Origin of the sequence: Streptomyces sp. NPDC001222, from assembly GCF_042896945.1 — a bacterium.
Classification (GTDB): domain Bacteria; phylum Actinomycetota; class Actinomycetes; order Streptomycetales; family Streptomycetaceae; genus Streptomyces; species Streptomyces gibsoniae.
The window spans coordinates 481,230-505,573 of the sequence record NZ_JBIAXT010000001.1; the positions used below are offsets into that span (position 1 = coordinate 481,230).

Consider the following 24,344-nt stretch of genomic DNA (forward strand, 5'->3'; position numbering starts at 1 on the left):
TGCAGAACGATCAGCCCTCGTACGATCAAGAGCCCTCTCCATGGAGTCCCTATGAAGACGATCGACGAACTTCTCGCCGAAGGCGTGGACGGCAAGCGGGTCTTCGTCCGCGCCGACCTGAACGTCCCGCTGGCCGACGGCCTCATCACCGACGACGGCCGTATCCGCGCCGTGCTGCCCACCGTCAAGGCCCTCGCCGCGGCGGGCGCCAAGGTGGTCGTCGCCTCGCACCTGGGCCGCCCCAAGGGCGCCCCGGATCCGGCGTTCTCGCTGCTGCCCGCCGCCGAGCGCCTCGCCGAACTGCTCGGCGCGCCCGTGGCCTTCGCCCAGGACACCGTCGGCCCCGCCGCCCACGACGCGGTGAACGGCCTCCAGCCGGGCCAGGTCGCGGTCATCGAGAACCTGCGCTTCAACCCCGGCGAGACCGCCAAGGACGACACCGAGCGCGGCGAGTTCGCCGACCGTCTCGCCGCCCTCGCCGATGTGTACGTGGGTGACGGCTTCGGCGCGGTGCACCGCAAGCACGCCTCCGTCTACGACCTCCCGGCCCGGCTGCCGCACTACGCCGGCTACCTCATCGCCACCGAGGTCAACGTCCTGCAGAAGCTCACCGAGGACGTCAAGCGCCCGTACGTCGTCGTCCTGGGCGGCGCCAAGGTCTCGGACAAGCTGGCCGTGATCGACCAGCTGCTCGACAAGGCCGACCGGCTGCTCATCGGCGGCGGCATGGCGTACACCTTCCTCAAGGCCAAGGGCTACGAGGTCGGCATCTCCCTCCTCCAGGAGGACCAGATCCCGGCCGTCACCGAGTACATCGAGCGTGCGGAGAAGCGTGGCGTAGAGCTGCTCCTCCCCGTCGACGTGCTGGTCTCGCCGGACTTCCCGGACCTGAAGACCAAGGCTCCGGCCAACCCCACCGTCGTCGCCGCGGACGCGATCCCGGCGGACCAGGAGGGCCTGGACATCGGTCCGGAGACCCGCAAGCTGTACGCATCGAAGCTCGCCGACGCCGCCACCGTCTTCTGGAACGGCCCCATGGGAGTCTTCGAGCACCCCGACTACGCCGAGGGCACCAAGGCGGTCGCCCAGGCCCTCGTCGACTCCCCGGGCTTCACCGTGGTCGGTGGCGGCGACTCCGCCGCGGCCGTCCGCACCCTGGGCTTCGACGAGTCCGCATTCGGCCACATCTCGACCGGTGGCGGCGCCTCTCTCGAGTACCTCGAGGGCAAGACGCTCCCCGGCCTTGCCGCACTGGAGGACTGAACCTCGATGAGTACCCGCACGCCGCTGATGGCGGGCAACTGGAAGATGAACCTCAACCACCTCGAGGCCATCGCCCACGTCCAGAAGCTCGCCTTCGCCCTGGCCGACAAGGACTACGAGGCCGTCGAGGTCGCCGTCCTGCCGCCCTTCACCGACCTGCGCTCCGTGCAGACGCTGGTCGACGGCGACAAGCTCAAGATCAAGTACGGTGCCCAGGACGTCTCGGCGCACGACTCCGGCGCCTACACCGGCGAGATCTCGGGCCCGATGCTGGCCAAGCTGAAGTGCACCTACGTGGTGATCGGCCACTCCGAGCGCCGGCAGTACCACCAGGAGAGCGACGAGCTGGTGAACGCGAAGGCCAAGGCGGCCTTCAAGCACGGTCTGACCCCGATCCTGTGCGTCGGCGAGGAGCTGGAGATCCGCGAGGCCGGCGACCACGTCGGGCACACGCTCGCGCAGGTCGAGGGCGGGCTGAAGGACCTCACGGCCGAGCAGGTCGAGTCCCTCGTGATCGCCTACGAGCCGGTCTGGGCCATCGGTACCGGCAAGGTCTGCGGTGCCGACGACGCGCAGGAGGTCTGCGCGGCGATCCGCGGCAAGATCGTCGAGCTGTACTCGCAGGACGTGGCCGACAAGGTCCGCATCCAGTACGGCGGCTCCGTGAAGTCGGGCAATGTGGCCGAAATCATGTCAAAGCCGGACATTGACGGCGCTCTGGTCGGCGGTGCCTCGCTGGACGCCGACGAGTTCGTCAAGATCGTCCGCTTCCGCGACCAGTGATCGGCGTCCCCCGGGCGAACCGAGCAGCCGTGAGTGTGTCCTAGGGGCGATCCGTCGTACCCTTGCGGGGGCATGGTGGCCGTCCACCGTGCCCCCGTCGTCCATCCGAGTCCGAGGAAGTTGGTCCAGCCGTGGTTTTGGGGTTCTCGATCGCCCTGATCATCTTCAGCCTGCTGCTGATGCTGCTGGTGCTGATGCACAAGGGAAAGGGCGGCGGCCTCTCCGACATGTTCGGTGGCGGCATGCAGTCCTCCGTCGGCGGCTCCTCGGTCGCCGAGCGCAACCTCGACCGGATCACCATCGTGATCGGTCTGCTCTGGTTGGCGTGCATCGTGGTGCTCGGCATCCTGATGAAGGTCAAGAGCTGAAGCTCGAGAGGGTGCGCGGGCCGGTGTCGGCAGACCGCGCATGAAGAAGTACGTAACGCCCCATGTCCGGTGCGCGTCTTCGGACGCGGCCTATCATGGGGCGTGCGTCTGGGGGCGGGGGTAACTCCCATCACTGGACGCGCGTTGGGCCTTACGTAGACTGAGGCGCTCGCGGCGAAGCGAAACGCCGACTCGCTTCGCGGCACCATCACGCAGGGAGTTACGACGTGGCAAGTGGCAACGCGATCCGAGGAAGCCGGGTCGGGGCGGGGCCGATGGGCGAGGCCGAGCGCGGCGAATCCGCGCCGCGTCTGCGCGTCTCCTTCTGGTGCTCCAACGGGCACGAGACCCAGCCGAGCTTCGCCAGCGACGCGCAGGTTCCCGACACCTGGGACTGCCCGCGTTGCGGCTTTCCGGCCGGTCAGGACCGGGACAACCCGCCGGCTCCGCCGCGTACCGAGCCCTACAAGACGCACCTCGCCTACGTGCGGGAGCGCCGCAGCGACGCGGACGGCGAGGCGATCCTCGCCGAGGCGCTCGCCAAACTGCGGGGCGAGATCTAGTAGCTGAGTCCGGCCGGGCACCGTATGGTGCCCGGCCGGAGCCGGTTTTCCTCACCGGTGGCGGGCCGCCTTCACCCCGCGTGTCCGTGGTGCCTCCGGTGTGCGCCCCTGTGCGCCCGCGCTCGCGGCCGTGGTCCGCTGCCTCCCTGCCGGGCCCGGCCCGCTCGCCGCCGCCTTCTTCTGTCCGTCGCCGTGCCGACACTCCGGCGCAAGCCGGACGTACCTGTTGTTGTGCCGTACGACGGCGCGACACCAGGTCATCGCACCCCCTGATCAACTAGGTTGGGACCGGCAGCGGGGTGAGGCATGCGCAGCAGCACAGGCAAGGAAGAAGGCGGAAGTCCGAGATGAACGCAGACAGCCGTACCAGGCTCAATCAGACGCCCGAGTGGACCGCTCTGGCCAAGCACCGCGAGGAACTGGGCGAGGTGCGGCTGCGCGAGCTGTTCGCGGCGGACCCCGGGCGCGGCAGCGGATACACCCTGGAGGTCGGCGATCTCTACATCGACTACTCCAAGCACCTGGTCACCGACGAGACGCTCCGGCTGCTGCGTGAGCTGGCCGCCGCCCGGGACGTGTTCGGTCTCAGGGACGCCATGTTCCGCGGCGAGAAGATCAACACCACCGAGAACCGCGCGGTCCTGCACACCGCGCTGCGTGCCCCGCGGGACGCCGTGATCGAGGTGGACGGGGAGAACGTCGTCCCCAAGGTCCACGCGGTGCTGGACAAGATGAGCGCCTTCTCCGACCGGGTCCGCTCGGGCGAGTGGACCGGCCACACCGGCAAGCGCATCAAGAACGTGGTGAACATCGGCATCGGCGGTTCCGACCTGGGCCCGGCGATGGCGTACGAGGCCCTGCGCGCCTACACCGACCGCGGTCTGACGGTCCGCTTCGTCTCCAACGTGGACGGCGCCGATCTGCACGAGGCCGTCCGGGACCTGGACGCGGCCGAGACGCTGTTCATCATCGCCTCCAAGACGTTCACCACGATCGAGACGATCACCAACGCGACCTCGGCGCGCGGCTGGCTGCTGGACGAGCTGAAGGCCGGTCAGGAAGCCGTCGCCAAGCACTTCGTGGCCCTGTCGACGAACGCCGTGAAGGTCGAGGAGTTCGGCATCGACACGGCCAACATGTTCGAGTTCTGGGACTGGGTAGGCGGCCGCTACTCCTACGACTCGGCGATCGGGCTGTCCCTGATGATCGCCATCGGCCCGGACCGCTTCCGGGAGATGCTCGACGGCTTCCACACCGTCGACGAGCACTTCCGCACCGCGCCCGCCGAGTCGAACGTCCCGCTGCTGCTCGGCCTGCTGGGCATCTGGTACGACAACTTCCACGACGCCCAGACGCACGCCGTGCTGCCGTACGCGCACTACCTGTCCCGGTTCACCGCCTACCTCCAGCAGCTGGACATGGAGTCCAACGGCAAGTCCGTGGACCGGGACGGCAAGGAGGTCGACTGGCAGACCGGTCCCGTCGTGTGGGGCACGCCGGGCACCAACGGCCAGCACGCCTACTATCAGCTCATCCACCAGGGCACCAAGCTGATCCCGGCGGACTTCGTCGGTTTCGCCCGGCCCGTCGACGAGCTGAGCGGTGACCTCGAGGCCCAGCACGACCTGCTGATGGCGAACTTCTTCGCGCAGACGCAGGCGCTGGCCTTCGGCAAGACCCCGGACGAGGTGCGCGCCGAGGGTGTCCCGGAGGAGCTGGTGCCGCACAAGACGTTCAAGGGCGACCACCCCACCACCACGATCCTCGGCGGGCAGCTCACCCCGTCGGTGCTCGGGCAGCTCGTCGCGCTCTACGAGCACAAGGTGTTCGTCCAGGGCGCGATCTGGAACATCGACTCCTTCGACCAGTGGGGCGTCGAACTCGGCAAGGTCCTCGCCAAGCGTGTGGAGCCCGCGCTGACCGAGGGCGCCGAGGTCCCGGGCCTGGACGAGTCCACCAGGACCCTGGTCGCCAAGTACCGGCAGCTGCGCGGCCGCTAGGTGTATCGACCTGAAGCGTTGTTCACACGGCTGATCGGTGGGTGGCCGCCGAGTGCGGTGTGGCAGCGTGGTGGTTGTAGGTGTGGAGGAAGTCTGCCAGGGCTTCGGTGCGCTCGGTGTTGCCGGTGTAGGGGCGGAGGTAGGCCCATTCGTCGAGCAGGGTGCGGTTGAAGCGTTCGGCCTTGCCGATGGTCTGCGGCCGGGAGGCGGGCGGCACGCTGCCGTCCGCCTCCCGTGGACTCCCGGGTGGTCGCGCCGGCCGGAGCGCTCCCCGCTCAGGCCACCGCGCTCAGGGTGTCCGCCAGCCGTCGGCGTGCCGCGCGCGACGCGGGCAGCGCGGCGAGAGCGCCGGCCCCGAGCACGGCGACCGCCCCGAACGGGACCAGCAGGACGAGGGAGGGCCCCTGGGCGAGCCCGGCGCCGATACCGCTGGACCGGCCCTGGGCGTCGATCAGCCAGTGGGCCAGGGGAATGCCGAGCGCCGTGGCGACGCAGACCGCGGCCAGGGCGGTGCAGACCATGGCCGTGACCGTGATCCCGGTGATCTGCCGCGGGGACAGCCCGATCGCCTTGAGCGCCAGCAGATCCCGCTCGCCCTCCCGGACGGTGCCGCCGATCGCGGTCAGCAGCTCGGTGATCCCGATGAGCGCGAGCACGGCGATCAGAGCGACGACCACGCCGCGCAGCGGCGAGAGCCCGTCCGCGGGATTGGCCACCGGATGCACGTCCAGGTGTCCGTGGGCGGTCCGGGACAGTTCGCCGGCGACCTGGTGGGGATCGGCGCCGGGACGGAGCCGCAGCTGGTAGAGGGTGGGGTGCAGTTGCGGGTCGTTCTCGCGCAGGGTGTCGAGCGAGGTGGAGATGACCCGTCCGGCGTTCTCCGGCTCGATGCTGCGGCCCACGATGTGCAGGATCTGCGGCTGGTCGCCCACCGTCATCCGCACCCAGTCGCCGACGCGCACGTCCAGCAGATCGAGCAGCCCCTGGCCGGCCACCGCCTCGTCGGGGCCGTGCGCGCGGCGGCCCTCGGCCAGGGCGTAGGGGTAGGGATCCTGCCGGGTGCCGAGGCCGCGCAGGGCGATCGTCGCGGTCTGGCCCGGCACCAGGGCGGCCACCTCCACACCGGGGTAGGCGGCGGCGATCCGGGGGTTGCCGGCCAGCAGAGCGCGGGTGGCCGCGTCGTCGAGACCGGCGTCGGGCCGGACGGTGAGGGCGGCGGCGAGGCCGAGGTCCGCGGGCCGCGAGTGGAAGCGGTCGATGGTGGTCCACGCGCTCATGGCCACCACGATCAGCAGCAGGGGCAGTGCGAGCCGTACGACTGTCGCCAGCGACCGGGCACGGCGGGTGAACGCCTGGCGCCAGCCCAGGACCAGCGCGGGCGGCAGTCGCAGGCCGAGCGCCGCTCGTGCCATGCCCGTGAAACGGCCGCCGGCCGATGCCGCGGGCCGTGGCACCGGCACCGGGGGCACCTGCCCCGCGCGCCAGGCCGCGAGCCCGGTGGTGGCGGCGATGAACAGCACCGCGGCCACGGGCACGGCGAGCAGAGCCACGGTGTGCCCGGGCAGCCCCTGCCACACCCCGACCGCGTCCCCGAGGCGCCCCGGGAGTCGGCCGCCCAGCCCCTGGGTGAGCGCGGCCGCGACCACCGCGCCCAGCAAGGCGTACGCCACATGCTGGAGCAGAAAGACGCGGACGACCTGGCCGGGAGTGAAACCGATCGCCTTCAGGACCGATATGTCCCGCAGATGTCCCCGGACCCGGGTGCCGATCGCCCCGTGCACCGCGCATCCGGCGGCGACGAGCGCGCCCAGCCCGAACAGCCCGAGGACCTGTCCCAGCAGCCGGTTCTCGCCCTGAGCCTCGGCCCGCGCCTGCTGCCAGGTGGAGACCTCGCTGATCGCACCGGCACCCAGCACGGTGACGGCCCGCTGGACGGCGTAGTCCGTGTCCTCGGGGTCCGTCAGGCGCAACCCGGTGACCTGGCCGTCCGCCTCGCGCAGGGCGGACGGCAGCGCCCAGACGAGCCCCTGCTGTTCACCCGGGCTGTAGCGGGGTTCGGCGCTGTCGGCGATGCCCACGACGGTCAGGGCCCGGGCGGTGCCGGGGATGCTCAGGGTGTCGCCGGGCTCGGCCAGCAGCGCCCGCGCGAGCCGGCTCTCCAGCACCACGCCGGCGGGGTCCGAGGGATCCAGCCAGTGGCCCGCGGTGAGCAGCGGCCGGCCGACGGACGGCGGCCGGAGCGTGCCGCGCAGCTCGACCGAGGCCCGGGTGCCGCGGGAGGTGACGGTCACGGACTCGGTGGGGTAGGGGCCGGCGACGGACTCGACACCGTCCAGCCGGGCCAGTTTCGAGGCGTCGGACGAGCGGCCGGAGTGGATCCACACATGGGCGTCGTGGGCCTGGGTGAAGACCCGCTGCCAGGGGTTGGTCGCATACCCGAACAGGGCGGTGGCGAGGAGCAGCGAGGCGACGATGCCGGCGGAGACGAGCACGAGGAACAGCGCCTCGCCGCGGTGCGCGCGCAGATCGGAGTGCGCCCAGCGCAGGGTGGCCCGCACGGCGTCAGCCCCTCTGCCCGCGGCGGGGGGAACGGGTCGGCGTCGGACGGTCGTGCACCGCGATCAGTCCTTCAGTTCCAGCACACCGGAGGTCCCCCCGCGCGGGGAGGGCGCCCCGTCCAGCTCCGCGTCGTCGACGATCCGGCCGTCGAAGAAGCTGATCACGCGGTCGGCGGCGCTCGCCAGCCGGGCGTCATGGGTGACCAGCACGATGGTCTGGCCGCGCTGGTGGAAGCGGGTGAGCAGGCGCATCACCTCGCGGGTGCCCTTGCTGTCGAGGCTGCCCGCGGGTTCGTCGGCGAGCAGCAGCGGCGGATGGTTGACCAGGGCCCGGGCCAGCGCGACCCGCTGCTGCTCGCCGCCGGACAGTTCGCCGGGCATGCTGCGTTCCTTGCCGGTGAGGCCCAGCTCCGCCAGCAGTTCCTCGCGGCCGGCGCGCGCCTGCTTCGGCGGCACCCCGGCGAGCAGCGCGGGCAGCTCGACGTTGTCCGCGACCGACAGTCCGGAGACCAGGTTGAAGAACTGGAAGACGATCCCGATGCGCTTTCTGCGCTCGATGGCCCAGCGTGCCTCGGTGTAGAAGTCCGTACGCTCGCCGTCCAGCCAGATACGCCCGGCGTCCGGCCGTTGCAGCCCGCCCAGCAGATGCAGCAGCGTCGACTTGCCGGCGCCGGAGGGACCGGTGACGGCCACGAACTCGCCCCGGGTGACGCGCAGATCGACCCCGCGCACCGCGTGGGCGGGTGCGCCCTCGCCGTGATGGGTCTTGACGAGGCCCTCGGCTCGCAGCAGAGGTGGGGAGCCCTCGGTCACTGCAGCCCCTCCAATTCCTCCTGGCACCGCTCCAGCCAGTCGAGATCGGCCTGCAGATGCAGCATCGCGCCCTCGATCAGCAGTTGGGCGATCCGGTTGTCACGGTCTTCGGCGGCGGCCAGTCTCGACAGGCTGCGCATGGTGTTGAGGTACTGGCGCCGCTGCTTGTTGATCAGGGCGATCTGGTCGGCGAGACCGGTCTGCGGAGCGAGTGCCAGCTTCATGAAGAACTCGTCCCGCACCCGCGGTTCGTCCTCGGTCTCCTCGAACCAGGCGGCCAGGGCCTCCCGCCCGGCGTCGGTGAGGTGGTAGATCTTCTTGTTGGGCCGGCTGGACTGCTCGACCTCCTCGCCCTCGATCAGCCCCGACTTCTCCAGGCGGCCGAGGGTGACGTAGATCTGGCCGACGTTCGGCTGAGGGTACGCGGACCCCAGCAGTTGCTCAAGGTCCTGTTTGAGCTCGTAGCCGTGAGCGGGCCCGCGGGCGAGGAGTGCCAGGAGAGGCAGGCGCACGCGTGCAGTCCTCCTGTGCTCGTAATGTGCTCCAGGCCCTAGTATCGCCCATACCTAACAGGTATACATGGCCTCTGACCCCGGGCGAGGGTGCCCGGTGCCGGTGTACAGGGAGGAACCTATGCGGTGGATGCGCGCCGCCGGTAGGGGCCTCCTCGTCCTCGCCGTGGTCCTGACCGGCTATGTCGCCTCGGGGGCCCGCGCCGACGACGGGAGCGGCAGCGGCCGCGGGCCGATCACCCTGGCCACCGCGGGCGATCTCACCGGCTATCTCGGCCCGCTTCTCCAGGGCTGGAACCGCACCCACCCCGGCGAGAAGGTGACCCTGGTCGAGCTGCCGGACTCCGCCGACGAGACCCATGCGCAGATGACGACGGACCTGCGCGGCGGCGACCGCAGCCGGTTCGACGTCCTCAACATCGATGTCGCCTGGACCTCCGAGTTCGCGGCGGCCGGCTGGATCCGCCCGTTGCCGCGCGATCGTTTCCCGCTGAAGAGCTTCCTGCCGCCGGTCGTCGGTACGGCGACCTACGACGGGCGGCTGTACGCGGTCCCGTACGTCACCAACGCCGGTCTGCTGCTGTATCGCAAGGACATCCTCGCCAGGGAGGGCGTGGCGCCGCCGCGCACCTGGGCGGAACTGGAGCGGGACGCCAAGGCCGTCGCCCCGAAGTACGGACTGGGCGGCTACGCGGGCCAGTTCCTGCCGTACGAGGGCCTCACCGTCAACGCGGCCGAGGCCGTGTACTCGGCGGGCGGCTCGATCCTCGGTGACGAGGGCGAGCGCGTCACCGTGGACTCGGCCGCGGCCCGCGAGGGCATCGGGTTCCTGGCCCGCGGTGTGCGGGAGGGGTGGATACCCGAAGCGGCGCTGACGTACAAGGAGGAGGAGTCCAGGCAGGCCTTCCAGGACGGCCGGCTGCTCTTCCTGCGCAACTGGCCCTACGCGTACGTCGCCGCCTCCGCCAAGGGATCGAGGGTCGCGGGCAAGGTGGGCGCCGTTCCGCTGCCGGGACCGCACGGGCCCGGGACCAGCGTCCTCGGCGGCTCCAACCTGGCCGTCAACACACATGCGCGGCACCCGGATTCCGCCGAGCGTCTGATCGCCTATCTGACCGGCGAACGGGTCCAGCGCCAGGTCCTCACCCGCGGCGCCCTGCCGCCCGTACGGGCGGCGCTCTACGACGATCCGGAACTGGTGCGGCGGTTCCCGTATCTGCCGACCCTGCGCGCGAGTGTGCTGGCCGCCGCGCCGCGCCCCAAGAGCCCGCGCTACGACCAGGTGAGCCTGGCCGTGCAGGCGGTCGTCCATGACGCGCTGACCGGGCACGAGACGCCCGAGAGCGCGGTGCGACGGCTGGCGCGGGAACTGGCCGCCGTCTCCGGCCACTGAGCCGTCCCGGTCCCGATACCAGCCACCTAGTTACTTGTTAGGTAACGCGGAGGTCTCACCTGACCCTTGAGTGGGTTGATATATCCCTCTATTACTCCCCAACTGCTCAGTATCTTTCGCCGGTTCGTTGACACCCTTATGACACGCCTACTTAACATGCATGCATAACCACAGGGCCCCTCGCCGGTCATCGTCATGGGCCCTCCCGCACGCACAGACAGGTCGACGGGGTGAGTCTCGAGCGCATCCGCACCCACCGCTGGTGGCGCGACGCAGTGATCTACCAGGTGTACGTCCGCAGCTTCCTGGACAGCACCGGCGACGGCATCGGTGATCTCGCCGGGGTCAGGGCAGGGTTGCCGTACCTGCGGAAGCTCGGCGTCGACGGGATCTGGCTGAGCCCCTTCTACCCCTCACCGCAGCACGACCACGGCTACGACGTCGCCGACTACTGCGACGTGGACCCGCTCTTCGGCGATCTCACCGAGTTCGACCGGCTGACGGCGGCCGCCCACCGGCTCGGTCTCAAGGTCCTTCTCGACGTCGTCCCCAACCACTGTTCCAGCGAGCACCCGTGGTTCCGCGAGGCGCTCGCCGCCGTGCCCGGAAGCCCGGCCCGCGCCCGCTTCCACTTCGCCGACGGCCGGGGACCGGACGGCGCAGAGCCGCCCAACAACTGGCACGCCATGTTCGGCGGCCCGGCCTGGACCCGCGTCACCGAGGCGGACGGCCGCCCCGGCCAGTGGTACCTGCACATGTTCACGCCCGGGCAGCCCGACTGGAACTGGCGGACCTCCGAGGTCGCCGCCGAGTTCGACCGGGTGCTGCGCTTCTGGCTGGACCGGGGCGTCGACGGCTTCCGTATCGACGTCGCCGCCGGGCTCTTCAAGCACCCCGCACTGCCGGACTCCCCGGACCCGCAGGCCGACGCCCGGACCCGCGACTCGGTCAACCCGCTCGCCTGGAACCAGCCCGAGGTGCACGAGGTCTGGCGGCACTGGCGGGCGGTGTGCGAGGAGTACACCGCGCGGGACGGCCGCGAACGCCTGCTGGTCGGCGAGGTCTCTGTGCCGACCGCCCGGGACCACGCCCGATACGTGCGCCCGGACGAGCTGCACCAGGCGTTCTTCTTCGACCTGCTCGGCGCCCCCTGGGACCCCGACGCCTTCCGCAAGGTGATCTCGGAGGCCATGCAGGACATCGCCGGCACGGGCTCCACGGTCACCTGGGTGCTCAACAACCACGACCAGGTCCGCACCGTCACCCGCTACGGAGAACCCGCCACCGAGGGCAGCGGCCTGGGTACCGCCCGGGCACGCGCCGCCGCGCTGCTGATGCTGGCGCTGCCCGGGGCCGCGTACATCTACCAGGGGGAGGAACTGGGCCTGCCGGAGGTCGTCGATCTGCCCGACGACGTCCTCACCGACCCGATCTTCCACCGCACCGGCAGCCGTGCCAGGATCCGCGACGGCTGCCGGGTGCCGCTGCCGTGGTCGGGGCAGGCCTCCCCGTTCGGCTTCACCTCCGGCGCCGAGAGCGCCAAGCCCTGGCTGCCGCAGCCCGAGTGGTTCGCCGAGCACGCCACCGACCGGGCCCTCGCCGACACCCGCTCCTTCTGGCACCTGTACCGAGACGGTCTGCAACTGCGCGCCGCGCTGCCCCAGTTGGGCGAGGGCGATCTGCGCTGGCTGGACACACCGCCCGGCGTCCTCGGCTTCGTCCGCGGCGACGGCCTGGTCTGCGCCGTCAACTTCGGCACCGCCCCCACCCCGGCCCCCGTCTCCGGCACCCCGCTGCTGGCCAGCGGCCCCTGCCCGCCCGGTGTGCTCGCCGGCTCCACCGCCGCCTGGTGGATCGGCGACGAGGCCCTCGCTCTCTGAACCCCTCAGTTTCCCACTCCCCGAAGGGACATCGACGATGATGCGACGACGTACCACCCTGCTCACCGGCTGCACCGCCCTGGCGCTGGCGCTCGGCGCGACGGCCTGCGGCGGCGGACCGGTCTCCGCCGGCGGCGGCGCCAAGGCGCTCAGCGGCCAGACGGTCACCGTGGCCGGCGTCTGGTCGGGCAGCGAACAGAAGAACTTCCAGAAGGTGCTGGACGCGTTCACCGAGAAGACCGGCGCCAAGACGCAGTTCGTGTCCACCGGCGACAACGTCTCCACCGTCGTCGGCAGCAAGATCGAGGGCGGCAACGCCCCCGACGTGGTGATGGTTCCGCAGGTCGGCGTGCTCCAGCAGTTCGCGAAGAAGGGCTGGCTCAAGCCGCTGTCGGCCACCACGCAGCAGTCCGTCGACGCCGACTACGCGCCCGTCTGGAAGAAGTACGGCAGCGTCGACGGCACCCTCTACGGCCTGTACTTCAAGGCCGCCCACAAGTCGACCGTCTGGTACAGCCCCGAGGCCCTCAACCAGGCCGGCGTCAAGGCGCCGAAGACGTACGACGAGATGCTCAAGGCCGGGCACACGGTCTCCGACTCCGGTCTCGCCGCCTTCGCCGTCGCCGGGCAGGACGGCTGGACGCTCACCGACTGGTTCGAGAACGTCTACCTCTCCCAGGCCGGACCCGAGAAGTACGACGCCCTCGCCGCGCACAAGCTCAAGTGGACCGACCCGAGCGTGGTCAGGGCGCTCACCACGCTCGGCAAGCTCTTCAAGGACAAGCAGCTGATCGCGGGCGGCCAGAAGGAAGCCCTTGACACCGACTTCCCGGGCTCCGTCGAGAAGGTCTTCGGACCCAAGCCCGAGGCGGGCATGGTCTACGAGGGTGACTTCGTCGCCGGTGTGGCCCACGACCAGTTCGGCAAGTCCATCGGCAAGGACGCGGACTTCTTCCCGTTCCCGGCGGTCGACGGCGGCACCGCGCCGGTGGTCAGCGGCGGTGACGCGGCGGTCGTCCTGAAGGACGGCAAGAACGCCAAGGCCGGCATGAAGCTCCTGGAGTACCTGGCGACCCCTCAGGCGGCGGCCGTGTGGGCGAAGGCGGGCGGCTTCCTCTCCCCGAACAAGAAGCTCGACCTCGCCTCCTACGGTGACGACGTCACCCGTGCCACCGCCCAGTCCCTCGTCGGCGCCGGGGACTCGGTCCGCTTCGACATGTCCGACCAGGCACCTGCGGCCTTCGGCGGCACCAAGGGCACGGGCGAGTGGAAGCTGCTGCAGGACTTCCTGCGCGACCCGTCGAACCCGAAGGCGACCGCCACGGCGCTGGAGGCCGCCGCGGCCAAGGCCTACCAGGGCTGACCGGTCATGACCGCCACCACGCTCGCGAAAGAGGCGAGCCCCCCGCCCGTCGCGTCCGCCGCCCGCACACGGCGCACGCGACGGCGCGGCCGGACCGTCGCCCTGCTGTTCGTTCTCCCCGCGCTGCTGCTGCTCGGCGCGCTCGTCGTCTACCCGGTGCTGTTCTCCGTCGGCCGCAGCTTCTTCGACGCCTCCGGCACCCGCTTCGTCGGCGGCGACAACTACACCGAGATGTTCCGCGACCCGGCGACGCTGAAGGCCATCCGCAACACCGCGATCTGGGTCGTCGTCGCCCCCGCGCTGCTGACCGGGCTGGGCCTGATCCTGGCAGTCCTGGTCGAGAAGGTCCGCTGGGCGACCGCGTTCAAACTGCTGCTCTTCATGCCGATGGCCGTGTCCTTCCTCGCCGCGGGCATCATCTTCCGGCTCGCCTACGACGAGGACCCGAGCAAGGGCGTGCTGAACGCCGCCGTGGTCTCGGTCCACGACGCCTTCGAGGGCACCTCCTCGTATCCGGCCGCCCGCGCCCGCCAGGGGCAGGGGCTGGCCCAGAGCCGGGACGGCTCCTACGCCACGAGCGAGGCCGTGTCACCCGGTGCCTCGGTGACGCTCCCGATGGTCGGCGTGCTGCCCAAGGACCTGCCCCGGGGCGCCGCTCCCGCCGCTGCGGCGGCCGGGCGCCGGGCCGCCCCCGACGAGCTGCGCGGAGTCGTCTACCTGGACTTCACACCGGGCGGGGGAGGGCGGCAGGGCAAGGTGGACCCGCGGGAGAGCGGCCTGCCGGGGATGAAGGTCGAGGCGGTGAAGGACGGGCGGACCGTGGCGCGTACCGCGACCGCGTCCGACGGCTCCTTCCGCTTCCCGAAGCTGGCCTCCGGCACCTACACGGTGAGGCTGCCGGCGGCGAACTTCGCGCCGCCATACCAGGGCGTCTCCTGGCTCGGGCCGGCCCTGGTCACCCCCGCGATCATCGGGGCGTATCTGTGGATCTGGACGGGCTTCGCGATGGTGCTGATCGGTGCGGGCCTGGCCACCCTGCCGCGGGACGCGCTGGAGGCGGCGCGGATGGACGGGGCGAACGAGTGGCAGATCTTCCGGCGCATCACCGTGCCGCTGCTCGCCCCCGTGCTGACCGTCGTCTTCGTGACCCTCGTCATCAATGTGATGAAGGTCTTCGACCTCGTCTACATCATCGCGCCCGGCCCGGTGCAGGAGGACGCGACCGTGCTCGCCACCCAGATGTGGCTGGTCTCGTTCGGCGGCGGCAACAACCAGGGCCTCGGCAGCGCGCTCGGTGTGCTGCTTCTGCTGCTGGTGATCCCCGCGATGGTGTTCAACGTCCGCCGCTTCCGAAGGAGTCAGCGATGAACGCGGTCAGGCGCGGTCTGGGAAACGGGCTGGTGCAGGCCTTCCTCGTGGTGATCGGCCTGATCTGGCTCACCCCGCTGGCAGGGCTGTTCGTCTCGTCGCTGCGGTCGGCCGAGGACACCGCGAAGGGCGGGTGGTGGACCGCACTGGCCAGCCCGGGGCAGCTGTCCTTCGACAACTACTCGGCGCTGCTGAGGAACGCCGGGATCACCCAGGCGTTCTGGAACACGGTGCTGATCTCCGTGCCGACCACCGCACTGGTCGTCGTCATCGCGGCGCTCGCCGGATACGCCTTCGCCTGGCTGGACTTCCCCGGGCGCGAGCCGCTCTTCCTGCTGGTGGTCGCGCTGCTGGTGGTGCCGGTACAGATCGGTCTGCTGCCGGTCGCCAAGCTCTTCGGGCAGCTGGGGCTGTTCGGCACGATTCCCGGTGTCGTCCTCTTCCACGTGGCCTACGGTCTGCCGTTCGCCGTGTTCCTGCTGCGGAACTACTTCGCCGAGATGCCGAAGGAGATGCTGGAGGCGGCGCGGATGGACGGCGGGAGCGAATGGCGCATCTTCACCCGGCTCGTGCTGCCGGTGGGGCGGCCCGCCATCGCCAGCCTCGCGATCTTCCAGTTCCTGTGGGTGTGGAACGACATGCTGGTGGCCCTGCTGTTCGCCGACAGCTCCTCCCAGCCGCTGACCGTCGAACTCCAGTCACAGATACGGCAGTTCGGCAGCAACATCGACGTCCTCGCGCCGGGCGCGTTTCTGTCCCTGATCGTGCCTGTGGTGGTGTTCTTCGCCTTCCAGCGGCACTTTGTGCAGGGGGTCATGGCGGGGTCGGTCAAGTAGCCCCGCTCCCGGAACAGCGAAACGCCGGACGGACCGTGATGCGGCCCGTCCGGCGTTCGATCCCGTCCGTGTCTCAGGCGGACGCCGGTGGATACAGCGAACGCGGCAGCTGGGCGGCCGCCGCCGCGTCCAGCAGCCACAGCGTGCGGGACCTGCCGTACGCGCCGGCCGCCGGAGCCTGGATCTCGCCCGCGCCCGACAGCGCGATCGCCACGGCCTGCGCCTTGTCCTCGCCGGCCGCCAGGAGCCACACCTCACGCGCCGAACGGATCGCCGGCAGCGTGAGGGTGATCCGGGTCGGCGGCGGCTTCGGCGCGCCGTGCACGCCGACCACCGTCCGCTCCGTCTCCCGCACCGCGGGCAACTCCGGGAAGAGCGAGGCCACATGGGTGTCCGGGCCGACGCCCAGCATCAGGACGTCGAAGGTCGGCACCGAGCCATGGTTCTCGGGACCCGCGGCCCGGGCCAGCTCCGCGGCGTACGCCTCGGCCGCCGCCTCCACGTCGGCCCCGTACGGGCCGTCCGACGCGGGCATCGGGTGCACGCGCTTCGGGTCCAGCGGGACGGCGTCGAGGAGCACCTCGCGCGCCTGGGTGTGGTTGCGCTCCGGGTCGCCCTCCGGCAGGTAGCGCTCATCGCCCCACCACAGGTCGAGCCGGCCCCAGTCGATGGCGTCACGGGCGGGCGCGGCGGCGAGCGCGGCGAGCAGCCCGTTGCCGTTGCGTCCGCCGGTGAGCACCACCGAGGCGGAGCCCCGCGAGGCCTGCGCGTCCACGATCTTGGTGATCAGCCTGGCGGCCGCGGCCTGGGCCATCAGCTCCTTGTCGCGGTGCACCACGAGCTGGGGGGTACTCACTTCGCCGCCGCCTTCGTCTCCGGGGCCTTCGGGGCGGTCGGCTTCGGGGCCGTCTTCGCGGCGGTCCGCCCCGGTGCCCCGGCCGCGGACTTCTCCGCTCCGGGTGCCCCGGCCGCGGACTTCTCCGCTCCGGGTGTCCCGGCCGAGGCCGGTGCGGCCGGGCTGGTCAGTCGGTCGACGCCGTACCGCAGCGCGGACGCGTAGGTGTCGTCGGGGTCGAGCCGGCGCAGCTCTTCCGCGATCAGCTCGGACGTGTCGCGGCGTTTGAGCGCCACCGCCCGGTCCGGCTGACCCTCGATCGAGAGCGTGGCCAGCGCGCCGTCCGCCCGGTCCAGGACGATCGGGCCGCAGTTCGTGTCCATACGGACGGCCGTGAGGCCGGGGCCGGCGGACAGGGAACGCTTGACGGGGACGTCCAGCCGGTCCGCGAGCCACATCGCGAGCAGCTCGCAGCTCGGATTGAACTCCTCGCCCTCCACCTCGACGGCCTTGACCTTGCAGGTGACCTGGTCGAGCGCGGCGGCCAGCATCGAGCGCCAGGGCGTGATGCGGGTCCAGGACAGGTCGGTGTCACCGGGCGCGTAGGCATCGGCGCGGGCGCTCAGCTCCCGCACCGGCGCCTCGGCCGTGTAGGTGTCGGTGACCCGGCGCTGGGCGAGCGCGCCCAGCGGGTCGTTGGCCGGGTCGAGGGGTGCGTCCACCGGCCACCACACGACCACGGGCGCGTCCGGCAGCAGCAGCGGCAGCACCACCGAGTCGGCGTGGTTGACCACCTCGCCGTACAGCCGCAGGACGACCGTCTCGCCGGTGCCCGCCTCGGCACCCACCCGCACCTCGGCGTCCAGCCGCGAGGACGTGCGGTCGCGCGGGGAACGCGACACGCGCTTGATGACCACCAGGGTCCGCGAGGGGTGCTCGCGGGACGCGTCGTTGGCGGCCTTCAGGGCGTCGTAGGCGTTCTCCTCGTCGGTGACGATGACCAGCGTGAGCACCATGCCGACGGCTGGGGTGCCGATGGCGCGGCGGCCGTCCACCAGCGCCTTGTTGATCTTGCTGGCCGTGGAGTCCGTCAGGTCTATCTTCATGGGCGGCGCCAGCTCCGTCCGTCTCGTTCCAGCATCTTGTCGGCCTGGACAGGCCCCCAGGTGCCGGCCGGGTACTGCGCGGGCTTGCCGTGCTTGTCCCAGTACTCCTCGATCGGGTCGAGGATCTTCCAGGACAGCTCGACCTCCTCGGTGCGCGGGAACAGGTTGGCATCGCCCAGCAGTACGTCCAGGATCAGACGCTCGTAGGCCTCCGGGCTGGACTCCGTGAACGACTCGCCGTAGGCGAAGTCCATGGACACGTCCCGGATCTCCATCGACGTGCCCGGCACCTTGGAGCCGAAGCGCACGGTGACGCCCTCGTCCGGCTGGACGCGGATGACGATCGCGTTCTGCCCGAGTTCCTCGGTGGCGGTGGTGTCGAAGGGGGAGTGCGGGGCGCGCTGGAAGACGACCGCGATCTCGGTGACCCGGCGGCCCAGCCGCTTGCCGGTACGCAGATAGAAGGGGACGCCCGCCCAGCGGCGGTTGTCGATCTCCAGCTTGACCGCGGCGTAGGTGTCGGTCTTCGACTGCGGGTCGATGCCCTCCTCCTGGAGGTAGCCGATGACCTTCTCGCCGCCCTGCCAGCCGGCCGTGTACTGGGCGAACACGGTGTCCCGGCCCAGGTCCTTGGGCAGCCGGACGGCCCCGAGCACCTTGGTCTTCTCGGCCGCGAGCGCGTCCGCGCCGAAGGAGGAGGGCTCCTCCATGGCCGTCAGCGCCATCAGCTGGAGCAGGTGGTTCTGAATGACGTCCCGGGCGGCGCCGATGCCGTCGTAGTAGCCGGCCCGGCCGCCGATGCCGATGTCCTCGGCCATGGTGATCTGCACATGGTCCACGAAGGACCGGTTCCAGACCGGCTCGAACAGCTGGTTGGCGAAGCGCAGCGCCAGGATGTTCTGGACGGTCTCCTTGCCCAGATAGTGGTCGATGCGGAAGACCTGGTCCGGCGCGAAGACCTCGTGCACGATCGCGTTGAGCTCCTCGGCCGACTTCAGGTCGTGGCCGAAGGGCTTCTCGATGACCGCCCGGCGCCAGGAGTCCTCCGTCTGGTCGGCCAGGCCGTGCTTCTTCAGCTGCTGGATGACCACCGGGAAGGAGCGCGGCGGCACCGAGAGATAGAAGGCGAAGTTGCCTCCCGTGCCCTGTGCCTTGTCCAGTTCCTCGATGGTGGCGCGCAGCCGCTCGAACGCGTCGTCGTCGTCGAAGGTGCCCTGGACGAAGCGCATGCCCTGGATGAGCTGCTGCCAGACCTCCTCGCGGAAGGGGGTGCGGGCATGCTCCTTGACGGCGTCGTGGACCTCCTTGGCGAAGTCCTCGTCCTGCCATTCGCGACGGGCGAAGCCGACGAGCGAGAAGCCCGGCGGCAGCAGGCCACGGTTGGCCAGGTCGTAAACGGCAGGCATCAGCTTTTTACGTGACAAATCGCCCGTAACGCCGAAGATGACCAGGCCCGACGGCCCCGCGATACGCGGGAGCCGCCGGTCCGCGGCGTCACGAAGCGGATTCGCTCCGTGTACGGATGTCAAGGTGTCAGTCCTCCGAGGGGGCGAGGCGCTCGAGTTCCGCCTCGGTCGACTTCAGGAGGTCGTTCCAGGACGCCTCGAACTTCTCGACGCCCTCGTCCTCCAGGAGCTGGACCACGTCGTCGTACCGGATCCCGAGCTTCTCGACCGCGTCCAGGTCGGCGCGCGCCTGCTCATAGGTGCCGGCGATGGTGTTGCCGGTGATCGTGCCGTGGTCCTCGGTGGCCACCAGGGTGGCCTCCGGCATGGTGTTCACCGTGTTCGGCGCCACCAGTTCCTCGACGTACATGGTGTCCTTGTAGGCCGGGTCCTTGACGCCCGTGGACGCCCACAGCGGACGCTGCTTGTTGGCCTGCGCCCTGTCCAGGGCGAGCCAACGGTCGCTGCTGAACACCTCCTCGTAGGCCTGGTAGGCGAGGCGGGCGTTGGCGATGGCCGCCTTGCCGCGCAGCGCCTTGGCCTCGGGGGTGCCGAGCGCGTCGATCCGCTTGTCGATCTCGGTGTCCACACGGGACACGAAGAAGGACGCCACCGAGTGGATCTTGGACAGGTCCAGGCCGCGCTCCTTGGCCCTCTCCAGGCCGGTCAGGTAGGCGTCCATGACCTTGCGGTAGCGGTCCAGTGAGAAGATCAGCGTGACGTTGACGCTGATGCCGTTGGCGATCGTCTCGGTGATCGCCGGGAGACCCGCCTCGGTGGCCGGGATCTTGATGAACGTGTTCGGCCGGTCGACCAGCCAGGCCAGCTGCCTGGCCTCGGCGACGGTGGCCCGGGTGTTGTGCGCCAGGCGCGGGTCGACCTCGATCGACACGCGGCCGTCCTGGCCCTGCGTGGCGTCGAACACCGGACGCAGGATGTCGGCGGCGTCACGGACGTCCGCCGTGGTGATCATACGGATCGCCTCTTCGACGGTGACCTTGCGGGCGGCGAGATCGGCGAGCTGCTGCTCGTAGCCGTCGCCCGACGAGATCGCCTTCTGGAAGATCGTCGGGTTGGTGGTGACGCCCACGACGTGCTGCTGGTCGATCAGTTCGGCGAGGTTGCCGGACGTGATCCGCTTGCGCGACAGGTCGTCCAGCCAGATCGCGACGCCCTCCTCGGAGAGGCGCTTGAGTGCGTCTGTCATGGAAAATGCATCTCCTACGTGTCGTGTATCAGCGTCAGCGCTGGGCTGCGGCGATCGATTCCCGGGCGGCGGATGCGACGTTCTCGGCAGTGAAGCCGAACTCGCGGAAGAGCACCTTGCCGTCGGCCGAAGCACCGAAGTGCTCCAGGGAAACGATGCGGCCCGCATCCCCGACGAACCGGTGCCAGGTGAGGCCGATCCCGGCCTCCACCGCGACCCGGGCCTTCACCGACGGCGGCAGGACGCTGTCCCGGTACCCCTGGTCCTGCTCCTCGAACCACTCCACCGACGGCATCGACACGACCCGGGTCGGGACGCCCTCGGCCTGGAGCTGCTCACGGGCCTCGACGGCGAGGTGCACCTCGGAGCCGGTGGCGATCAGGATCACCTGCGGCTCTGCGTTCTGCCCTTCGGGCCCTTCCGCCTCGAACATCACATAACCGCCGCGGACGGTGTCCTCGTTGGGCGCGTACGTCGGCACGCCCTGACGGGTCAGCGCCAGACCGTGCGGAGCGCCCTTGCCGAACTCCTTGGTCCAGCGGCGCTGGATCTCGCGCCAGGCGATGGCGGTCTCGTTGGCGTCGGCCGGACGGACGATGTTCAGGCCCGGGATGGCGCGCAGGCTGGCCAGGTGCTCGACGGGCTGGTGGGTCGGGCCGTCCTCGCCCAGGCCGATGGAGTCGTGCGTCCACACGTAGGTCACCGGCACGTGCATCAGGGCCGACAGACGCACGGCGTTGCGCATGTAGTCGGAGAAGACGAGGAAGGTGCCGCCGTAGACGCGGGTGTTGCCGTGCAGCGTGATGCCGTTCATCTCCGCGGCCATGGAGTGCTCGCGGATACCGAAGTGGATCGTGCGCCCGTACGGGTTCGCCTCCGGCAGCGGGTTGCCCTTGGGGAGGAACGAGCTGTTCTTGTCGATGGTGGTGTTGTTCGAGCCGGCCAGGTCGGCCGAGCCGCCCCACAGCTCGGGCAGGACCGCGCCGAGCGCCTGCAGCACCTTGCCGGAGGCGGCACGGGTGGCCACCGCCTTGCCCTCCTCGAAGACCGGCAGCACGTCCTCCCAGCCGAGGGGGAGCTCGCCCTTGCTGATGCGGTCGAACTCGGCGGCGCGCTCCGGGTTGCCGGTCCGCCACTCCTCGAAGGTCTTCTCCCATTCGGCCTTGGCCTCACGCCCGCGCTCCAGCGCCTTGCGGGTGTGCGCCAGGACCTCGTCGGTGACCTCGAAGGACTTCTCGGGGTCGAAGCCGAGGACGCGCTTGGTGGCCGCGACCTCCTCCTCGCCGAGCGCCGAGCCGTGCGCGGCCTCGGTGTTCTGGGCGTGCGGGGCGGGCCAGGCGATGATCGAGCGCATCGCGATGAAGGACGGCCGGTCGGTGACCTTCTTGGCCGCCTCGATCGCGTCGTAGAGCGCGTGAGGGTCCAGGTCGCCGTCCGGCTTCGGCGCCACGCGCTGCACATGCCAGCCGTAGGCCTCGTAACGCTTGACCGTGTCCTCGGAGATCGCGGTCTCGGTGTCGCCCTCGATCGAGATGTGGTTGTCGTCCCACAGCAGGATCAGGTTGCCGAGCTTCTGGTGACCGGCCAGCGAGGACGCCTCCGCGGAGATGCCCTCCTGCAGACAGCCGTCACCGGCGATGCAGTAGATGAAGTGGTCGAAGGGCGAGGCGCCCTGCGCGGCGTCCGGGTCGAACAGGCCGCGCTCGTACCGGGAGGCCATCGCCATGCCCACCGCGTTCGCGACACCCTGGCCCAGCGGGCCGGTCGTCGTCTCCACGCCCGTGGTGTGCCCGTACTCCGGGTGGCCGGGGGTCTTCGAGCCCCAGGTGCGGAACGCCTTCAGATCGTCCAGCTGCAGGCCGAAACCGGCCAGGTAGAGCTGGGTGTAGAGGGTCAGGGACGAGTGACCGGCGGACAGTACGAAGCGGTCGCGCCCCACCCAGTCGGCGTCCGCCGGGTCATGGCGCATCACCTTCTGGAAGAGGGTGTAGGCGGCCGGAGCCAGGCTCATCGCCGTACCCGGATGGCCGTTGCCGACCTTCTGTACGGCATCGGCGGCCAGGACGCGGGCGGTGTCCACGGCCCGCTGGTCCAACTCGGTCCACTCGAGGTCTGTGGTGGTCGGCTTGGTGCTCACCCTGAGTCAGGGCTCCTCTCCACATGTCGAATGCCGGTGCACTGAAGCGCCCACCGGCCGCTGCTGAGCCTACCCCTGTGTGTACGTGCGTCTTTTCGAGTCATTCCAGACTGCCGGGAGTCGCTCCGATCCGCCTCCCGACCGGCCGGAACGGCATGCGACACATGAATACGGAGCCGCTCATCCGTCTGCTCAATCGAGCGGTTCGCGGCTCGTGCATTTCCGCCTTTCCGTCGTCATTCCGTCCGCTCAATGGAGGGGTGCCGCTGCTCACCCGCGCACCGGGCGGCGCTCCCAACACGACCGACCCCCGCGAAGGGCGGGCTGGGGGCAACGTCTAAAGTTGCGTGGGTACGCGCGAGCCTTTACCGCAAGTTCACAGCCCGGGCTCGCTGGGATGTCTCTGTCAGGGGTGTACGTGACGGCCGTCGAATCCCGTCCGCCGGGAGTGCTCGGGACGAGCAGCAGCCGGGGCCAGCGGCCGTTTGGGGCCCGTGTCAAGGCGTTCGTGGCGCTGACCAAGCCGCGGATCATCGAACTGCTGCTGATCACCACCGTTCCGGTGATGTTCCTCGCCCAGCAGGGCGTGCCGAGCCTCAGACTCGTGGTGCTCACCTGTATCGGTGGCTACCTCTCCGCGGGCGGCGCCAACGCGCTGAACATGTACATCGACCGTGACATCGACGCGCTCATGGAGCGCACGTCGCAGCGTCCGCTGGTCACCGGCATGGTCAGTCCCCGTGAGTGCCTCGCCTTCGGCATCACGCTGGCGGTCGTCTCGACGCTGCTGTTCGGATTTACCGTCAACTGGCTGTCCGCCTGGCTGTCGCTCGGAGCGCTGCTCTTCTACGTCGTCGTCTACACGATGATCCTCAAACGACGTACGTCGCAGAACATCGTGTGGGGCGGCATCGCCGGCTGCCTCCCGGTCCTCATCGGCTGGTCCTCCGTCACCGACTCCCTGTCGTGGGCGCCGGTCATCCTCTTCCTCGTCATGTTCTTCTGGACGCCGCCGCACTACTGGCCGCTGTCCATGAAGGTCAAGGAGGACTACGCGCGCGTGGGCGTGCCGATGCTGCCGGTCATCGCCTCCAACAAGGTGGTCGCCCGGCAGATCGTGATCTACAGCTGGGTGATGGTCGCGGTCTCGCTGCTGCTCACGCCGCTCGGCTACACGGGATGGTTCTACACGTCGGTCGCCCTCGCGGCCGGCGGCTGGTGGCTGTGGGAGGCGCACGCGCTGCAGAACCGCGCGAAGGCGGAGGCGACCGGCGTGAAGCTGAAGGAGATGCGCCTCTTCCACTGGAGCATCACCTATGTCTCGCTGCTGTTCGTCGCGGTGGCCGTGGACCCGTTCCTGCGGTAACGGCCTTACGGAGACCTGAACGGGAGTGGGGTCCCCCTGCTCGAGCGAAGTCGAGAGCGCGGGGGAGCGTGGTCAAGGCCACGCACCCCTCCCGTCGCCGTTTGTTCTACTCGTCGGTAGCATCCTGGCCATGGCAGACACGCAGCAGGTTGACGAGGGCACCGACGCCAAGCAGGCCGCCAAGGCCGAGCGCCGGGCGGCCCGGCTCGCCAAGGAGATCGACGCCTTCGCCAAGGCGCACGGCGGCGCCGAGGGCCAGGTGTCGTACATCGGGGAGCGCGGCGCCCGGATCGTGCTCGTCGGCGAGGACGGCGGCTGGGGTGACCTCGTCGCACCTACGTACGACATCGCCGAGAAGGCGGTACAGAAGGCGGGAATCACCGTCCACGAGGCCTTCGACGGCGAGTTCGCGGCCAAGGTCAGGACCGGTCCGTACGAGTGGACGCGCATGGCCGGGATCCAGCTCGGCGGCAAGCGCACCGCCTGAGAGCAACACCTCCCGCCGGTTCACCCGTTAGGACCTTTGGAGACACGGTCCAGTCGCGGGG

At 70.3% G+C, this 24,344-nt stretch carries 20 protein-coding genes and 1 pseudogene; 12 read left to right on the forward strand and 9 right to left on the reverse strand.

All coding sequences use genetic code 11. The features are described from left to right. The first annotated feature begins 51 nt into the window (after nt 1-51). The 5 genes from ACFY2Z_RS02175 (at nt 52) to pgi (ending at nt 4,977) form a co-directional block, all read left to right on the forward strand. Nucleotides 52-1,263 carry a phosphoglycerate kinase gene (locus ACFY2Z_RS02175; RefSeq protein ID WP_390742255.1) on the forward strand — a complete coding sequence of 404 codons (1,212 nt, stop codon included), beginning with the start codon at nt 52-54 and terminating at the stop codon, nt 1,261-1,263. A 6-nt stretch (nt 1,264-1,269) separates the two neighbouring features. Continuing rightward, the gene (tpiA, locus tag ACFY2Z_RS02180; RefSeq protein WP_390742256.1) at nt 1,270-2,046 is read left to right on the forward strand and encodes a triose-phosphate isomerase; all 777 of its coding nucleotides are present in this window, start codon (nt 1,270-1,272) and stop codon (nt 2,044-2,046) included. A 131-nt stretch (nt 2,047-2,177) separates the two neighbouring features. Then, nucleotides 2,178-2,414 (forward strand): preprotein translocase subunit SecG, encoded by a 237-nt coding sequence (gene secG / locus ACFY2Z_RS02185; RefSeq protein WP_311697112.1) that lies wholly within the window; start codon nt 2,178-2,180, stop codon nt 2,412-2,414. A 275-nt stretch (nt 2,415-2,689) separates the two neighbouring features. Continuing rightward, entirely contained in the window at nt 2,690-2,977 is a 288-nt protein-coding gene (locus ACFY2Z_RS02190) for an RNA polymerase-binding protein RbpA (RefSeq protein WP_210719133.1), read from the forward strand. 347 nt (nt 2,978-3,324) lie between these two features. Beyond that, nucleotides 3,325-4,977, forward strand: coding sequence for a glucose-6-phosphate isomerase (gene pgi, locus ACFY2Z_RS02195; RefSeq protein WP_390742257.1), 1,653 nt, complete (start codon nt 3,325-3,327; stop codon nt 4,975-4,977). On the opposite strand, the pseudogene ACFY2Z_RS02200 reads toward pgi, so the two are convergent. The 4 genes and pseudogenes from ACFY2Z_RS02200 to ACFY2Z_RS02215 form a co-directional block, all read right to left on the reverse strand. Beyond that, nucleotides 4,974-5,179 (reverse strand): annotated as a pseudogene (locus ACFY2Z_RS02200) (integrase core domain-containing protein); the annotation flags it as partial. The gene pgi and the pseudogene ACFY2Z_RS02200 sit on opposite strands and share 4 nt — an antisense overlap. A 73-nt stretch (nt 5,180-5,252) precedes the next feature. Beyond that, nucleotides 5,253-7,535, reverse strand: coding sequence for an FtsX-like permease family protein (locus ACFY2Z_RS02205; RefSeq protein ID WP_390742258.1), 2,283 nt, complete (start codon nt 7,533-7,535; stop codon nt 5,253-5,255). Between the two features lie 63 nt (nt 7,536-7,598). Further along, the gene (locus tag ACFY2Z_RS02210; protein WP_390742259.1) at nt 7,599-8,348 is read right to left on the reverse strand and encodes an ABC transporter ATP-binding protein; all 750 of its coding nucleotides are present in this window, start codon (nt 8,346-8,348) and stop codon (nt 7,599-7,601) included. Further along, nucleotides 8,345-8,860, reverse strand: a complete 516-nt coding sequence (locus tag ACFY2Z_RS02215; protein ID WP_355903542.1) for a PadR family transcriptional regulator — start codon at nt 8,858-8,860, stop codon at nt 8,345-8,347. Before ACFY2Z_RS02215 ends, ACFY2Z_RS02210 begins: the two co-directional genes overlap by 4 nt. A 121-nt stretch (nt 8,861-8,981) precedes the next feature. On the opposite strand from ACFY2Z_RS02215, the gene ACFY2Z_RS02220 reads away from it, so the two are divergent. From ACFY2Z_RS02220 to ACFY2Z_RS02240, 5 genes are all read left to right on the forward strand, one after another. Next, nucleotides 8,982-10,253, forward strand: a complete 1,272-nt coding sequence (locus ACFY2Z_RS02220; RefSeq protein ID WP_390742260.1) for an ABC transporter substrate-binding protein — start codon at nt 8,982-8,984, stop codon at nt 10,251-10,253. Nucleotides 10,254-10,498: 245 nt separating this feature from the next. Continuing rightward, nucleotides 10,499-12,133: an alpha-amylase family glycosyl hydrolase gene (locus ACFY2Z_RS02225; protein WP_390742426.1), complete on the forward strand. Its 1,635-nt coding sequence runs from the start codon at nt 10,499-10,501 to the stop codon at nt 12,131-12,133. A gap of 37 nt (nt 12,134-12,170) precedes the next feature. Next, the gene (locus tag ACFY2Z_RS02230) at nt 12,171-13,496 is read left to right on the forward strand and encodes an ABC transporter substrate-binding protein (RefSeq protein ID WP_390742261.1); all 1,326 of its coding nucleotides are present in this window, start codon (nt 12,171-12,173) and stop codon (nt 13,494-13,496) included. A gap of 6 nt (nt 13,497-13,502) precedes the next feature. Continuing rightward, the gene (locus ACFY2Z_RS02235) at nt 13,503-14,864 is read left to right on the forward strand and encodes an ABC transporter permease subunit (RefSeq protein WP_390742262.1); all 1,362 of its coding nucleotides are present in this window, start codon (nt 13,503-13,505) and stop codon (nt 14,862-14,864) included. After that, on the forward strand, nt 14,861-15,700 hold the full coding sequence (locus tag ACFY2Z_RS02240; RefSeq protein WP_390742263.1) for a carbohydrate ABC transporter permease: 840 nt from the start codon (nt 14,861-14,863) through the stop codon (nt 15,698-15,700). The genes ACFY2Z_RS02235 and ACFY2Z_RS02240 overlap by 4 nt, the downstream gene beginning before the upstream one ends. Nucleotides 15,701-15,773: 73 nt before the next feature. Here ACFY2Z_RS02240 and pgl read toward each other — a convergent pair whose 3' ends face one another. From pgl to tkt, 5 genes are read right to left on the reverse strand one after another with little or no spacing between them, the layout of a single operon-like run. Continuing rightward, on the reverse strand, nt 15,774-16,556 hold the full coding sequence (gene pgl / locus ACFY2Z_RS02245; protein WP_390742264.1) for a 6-phosphogluconolactonase: 783 nt from the start codon (nt 16,554-16,556) through the stop codon (nt 15,774-15,776). Continuing rightward, the gene (gene opcA / locus ACFY2Z_RS02250; protein ID WP_390742265.1) at nt 16,553-17,641 is read right to left on the reverse strand and encodes a glucose-6-phosphate dehydrogenase assembly protein OpcA; all 1,089 of its coding nucleotides are present in this window, start codon (nt 17,639-17,641) and stop codon (nt 16,553-16,555) included. The genes pgl and opcA overlap by 4 nt, the downstream gene beginning before the upstream one ends. Continuing rightward, nucleotides 17,638-19,170: a glucose-6-phosphate dehydrogenase gene (gene zwf / locus ACFY2Z_RS02255; RefSeq protein WP_390742266.1), complete on the reverse strand. Its 1,533-nt coding sequence runs from the start codon at nt 19,168-19,170 to the stop codon at nt 17,638-17,640. Before zwf ends, opcA begins: the two co-directional genes overlap by 4 nt. 4 nt (nt 19,171-19,174) lie before the next feature. Beyond that, a complete protein-coding gene (gene tal, locus ACFY2Z_RS02260; RefSeq protein WP_390742267.1) occupies nt 19,175-20,293 on the reverse strand; it encodes a transaldolase in 1,119 nt (372 codons plus the stop codon). A gap of 34 nt (nt 20,294-20,327) precedes the next feature. After that, on the reverse strand, nt 20,328-22,430 hold the full coding sequence (gene tkt / locus ACFY2Z_RS02265) for a transketolase (RefSeq protein WP_390742268.1): 2,103 nt from the start codon (nt 22,428-22,430) through the stop codon (nt 20,328-20,330). A 412-nt stretch (nt 22,431-22,842) separates the two neighbouring features. On the opposite strand from tkt, the gene ACFY2Z_RS02270 reads away from it, so the two are divergent. Then, the gene (locus ACFY2Z_RS02270) at nt 22,843-23,796 is read left to right on the forward strand and encodes a heme o synthase (protein ID WP_390742427.1); all 954 of its coding nucleotides are present in this window, start codon (nt 22,843-22,845) and stop codon (nt 23,794-23,796) included. Nucleotides 23,797-23,926: 130 nt separating this feature from the next. Further along, nucleotides 23,927-24,283 (forward strand): hypothetical protein, encoded by a 357-nt coding sequence (locus tag ACFY2Z_RS02275; protein WP_390742269.1) that lies wholly within the window; start codon nt 23,927-23,929, stop codon nt 24,281-24,283. Nucleotides 24,284-24,344: the final 61 nt, after the last annotated feature.

What these genes read in the sequence shown, in the direction of transcription:
- opcA (WP_390742265.1), bottom strand. Translation starts at nt 17,641, where the DNA reads ATGAAGATAGACCTGACGGACTCCACGGCCAGCAAGATCAACAAGGCG.
- ACFY2Z_RS02240 (WP_390742263.1), top strand. Translation starts at nt 14,861, where the DNA reads ATGAACGCGGTCAGGCGCGGTCTGGGAAACGGGCTGGTGCAGGCCTTC.
- tal (WP_390742267.1), bottom strand. Translation starts at nt 20,293, where the DNA reads ATGACAGACGCACTCAAGCGCCTCTCCGAGGAGGGCGTCGCGATCTGG.
- ACFY2Z_RS02190 (WP_210719133.1), top strand. Translation starts at nt 2,690, where the DNA reads ATGGGCGAGGCCGAGCGCGGCGAATCCGCGCCGCGTCTGCGCGTCTCC.
- ACFY2Z_RS02175 (WP_390742255.1), top strand. Translation starts at nt 52, where the DNA reads ATGAAGACGATCGACGAACTTCTCGCCGAAGGCGTGGACGGCAAGCGG.
- ACFY2Z_RS02230 (WP_390742261.1), top strand. Translation starts at nt 12,171, where the DNA reads ATGATGCGACGACGTACCACCCTGCTCACCGGCTGCACCGCCCTGGCG.
- pgi (WP_390742257.1), top strand. Translation starts at nt 3,325, where the DNA reads ATGAACGCAGACAGCCGTACCAGGCTCAATCAGACGCCCGAGTGGACC.
- ACFY2Z_RS02220 (WP_390742260.1), top strand. Translation starts at nt 8,982, where the DNA reads ATGCGGTGGATGCGCGCCGCCGGTAGGGGCCTCCTCGTCCTCGCCGTG.
- ACFY2Z_RS02275 (WP_390742269.1), top strand. Translation starts at nt 23,927, where the DNA reads ATGGCAGACACGCAGCAGGTTGACGAGGGCACCGACGCCAAGCAGGCC.
- tpiA (WP_390742256.1), top strand. Translation starts at nt 1,270, where the DNA reads ATGAGTACCCGCACGCCGCTGATGGCGGGCAACTGGAAGATGAACCTC.
- ACFY2Z_RS02235 (WP_390742262.1), top strand. Translation starts at nt 13,503, where the DNA reads ATGACCGCCACCACGCTCGCGAAAGAGGCGAGCCCCCCGCCCGTCGCG.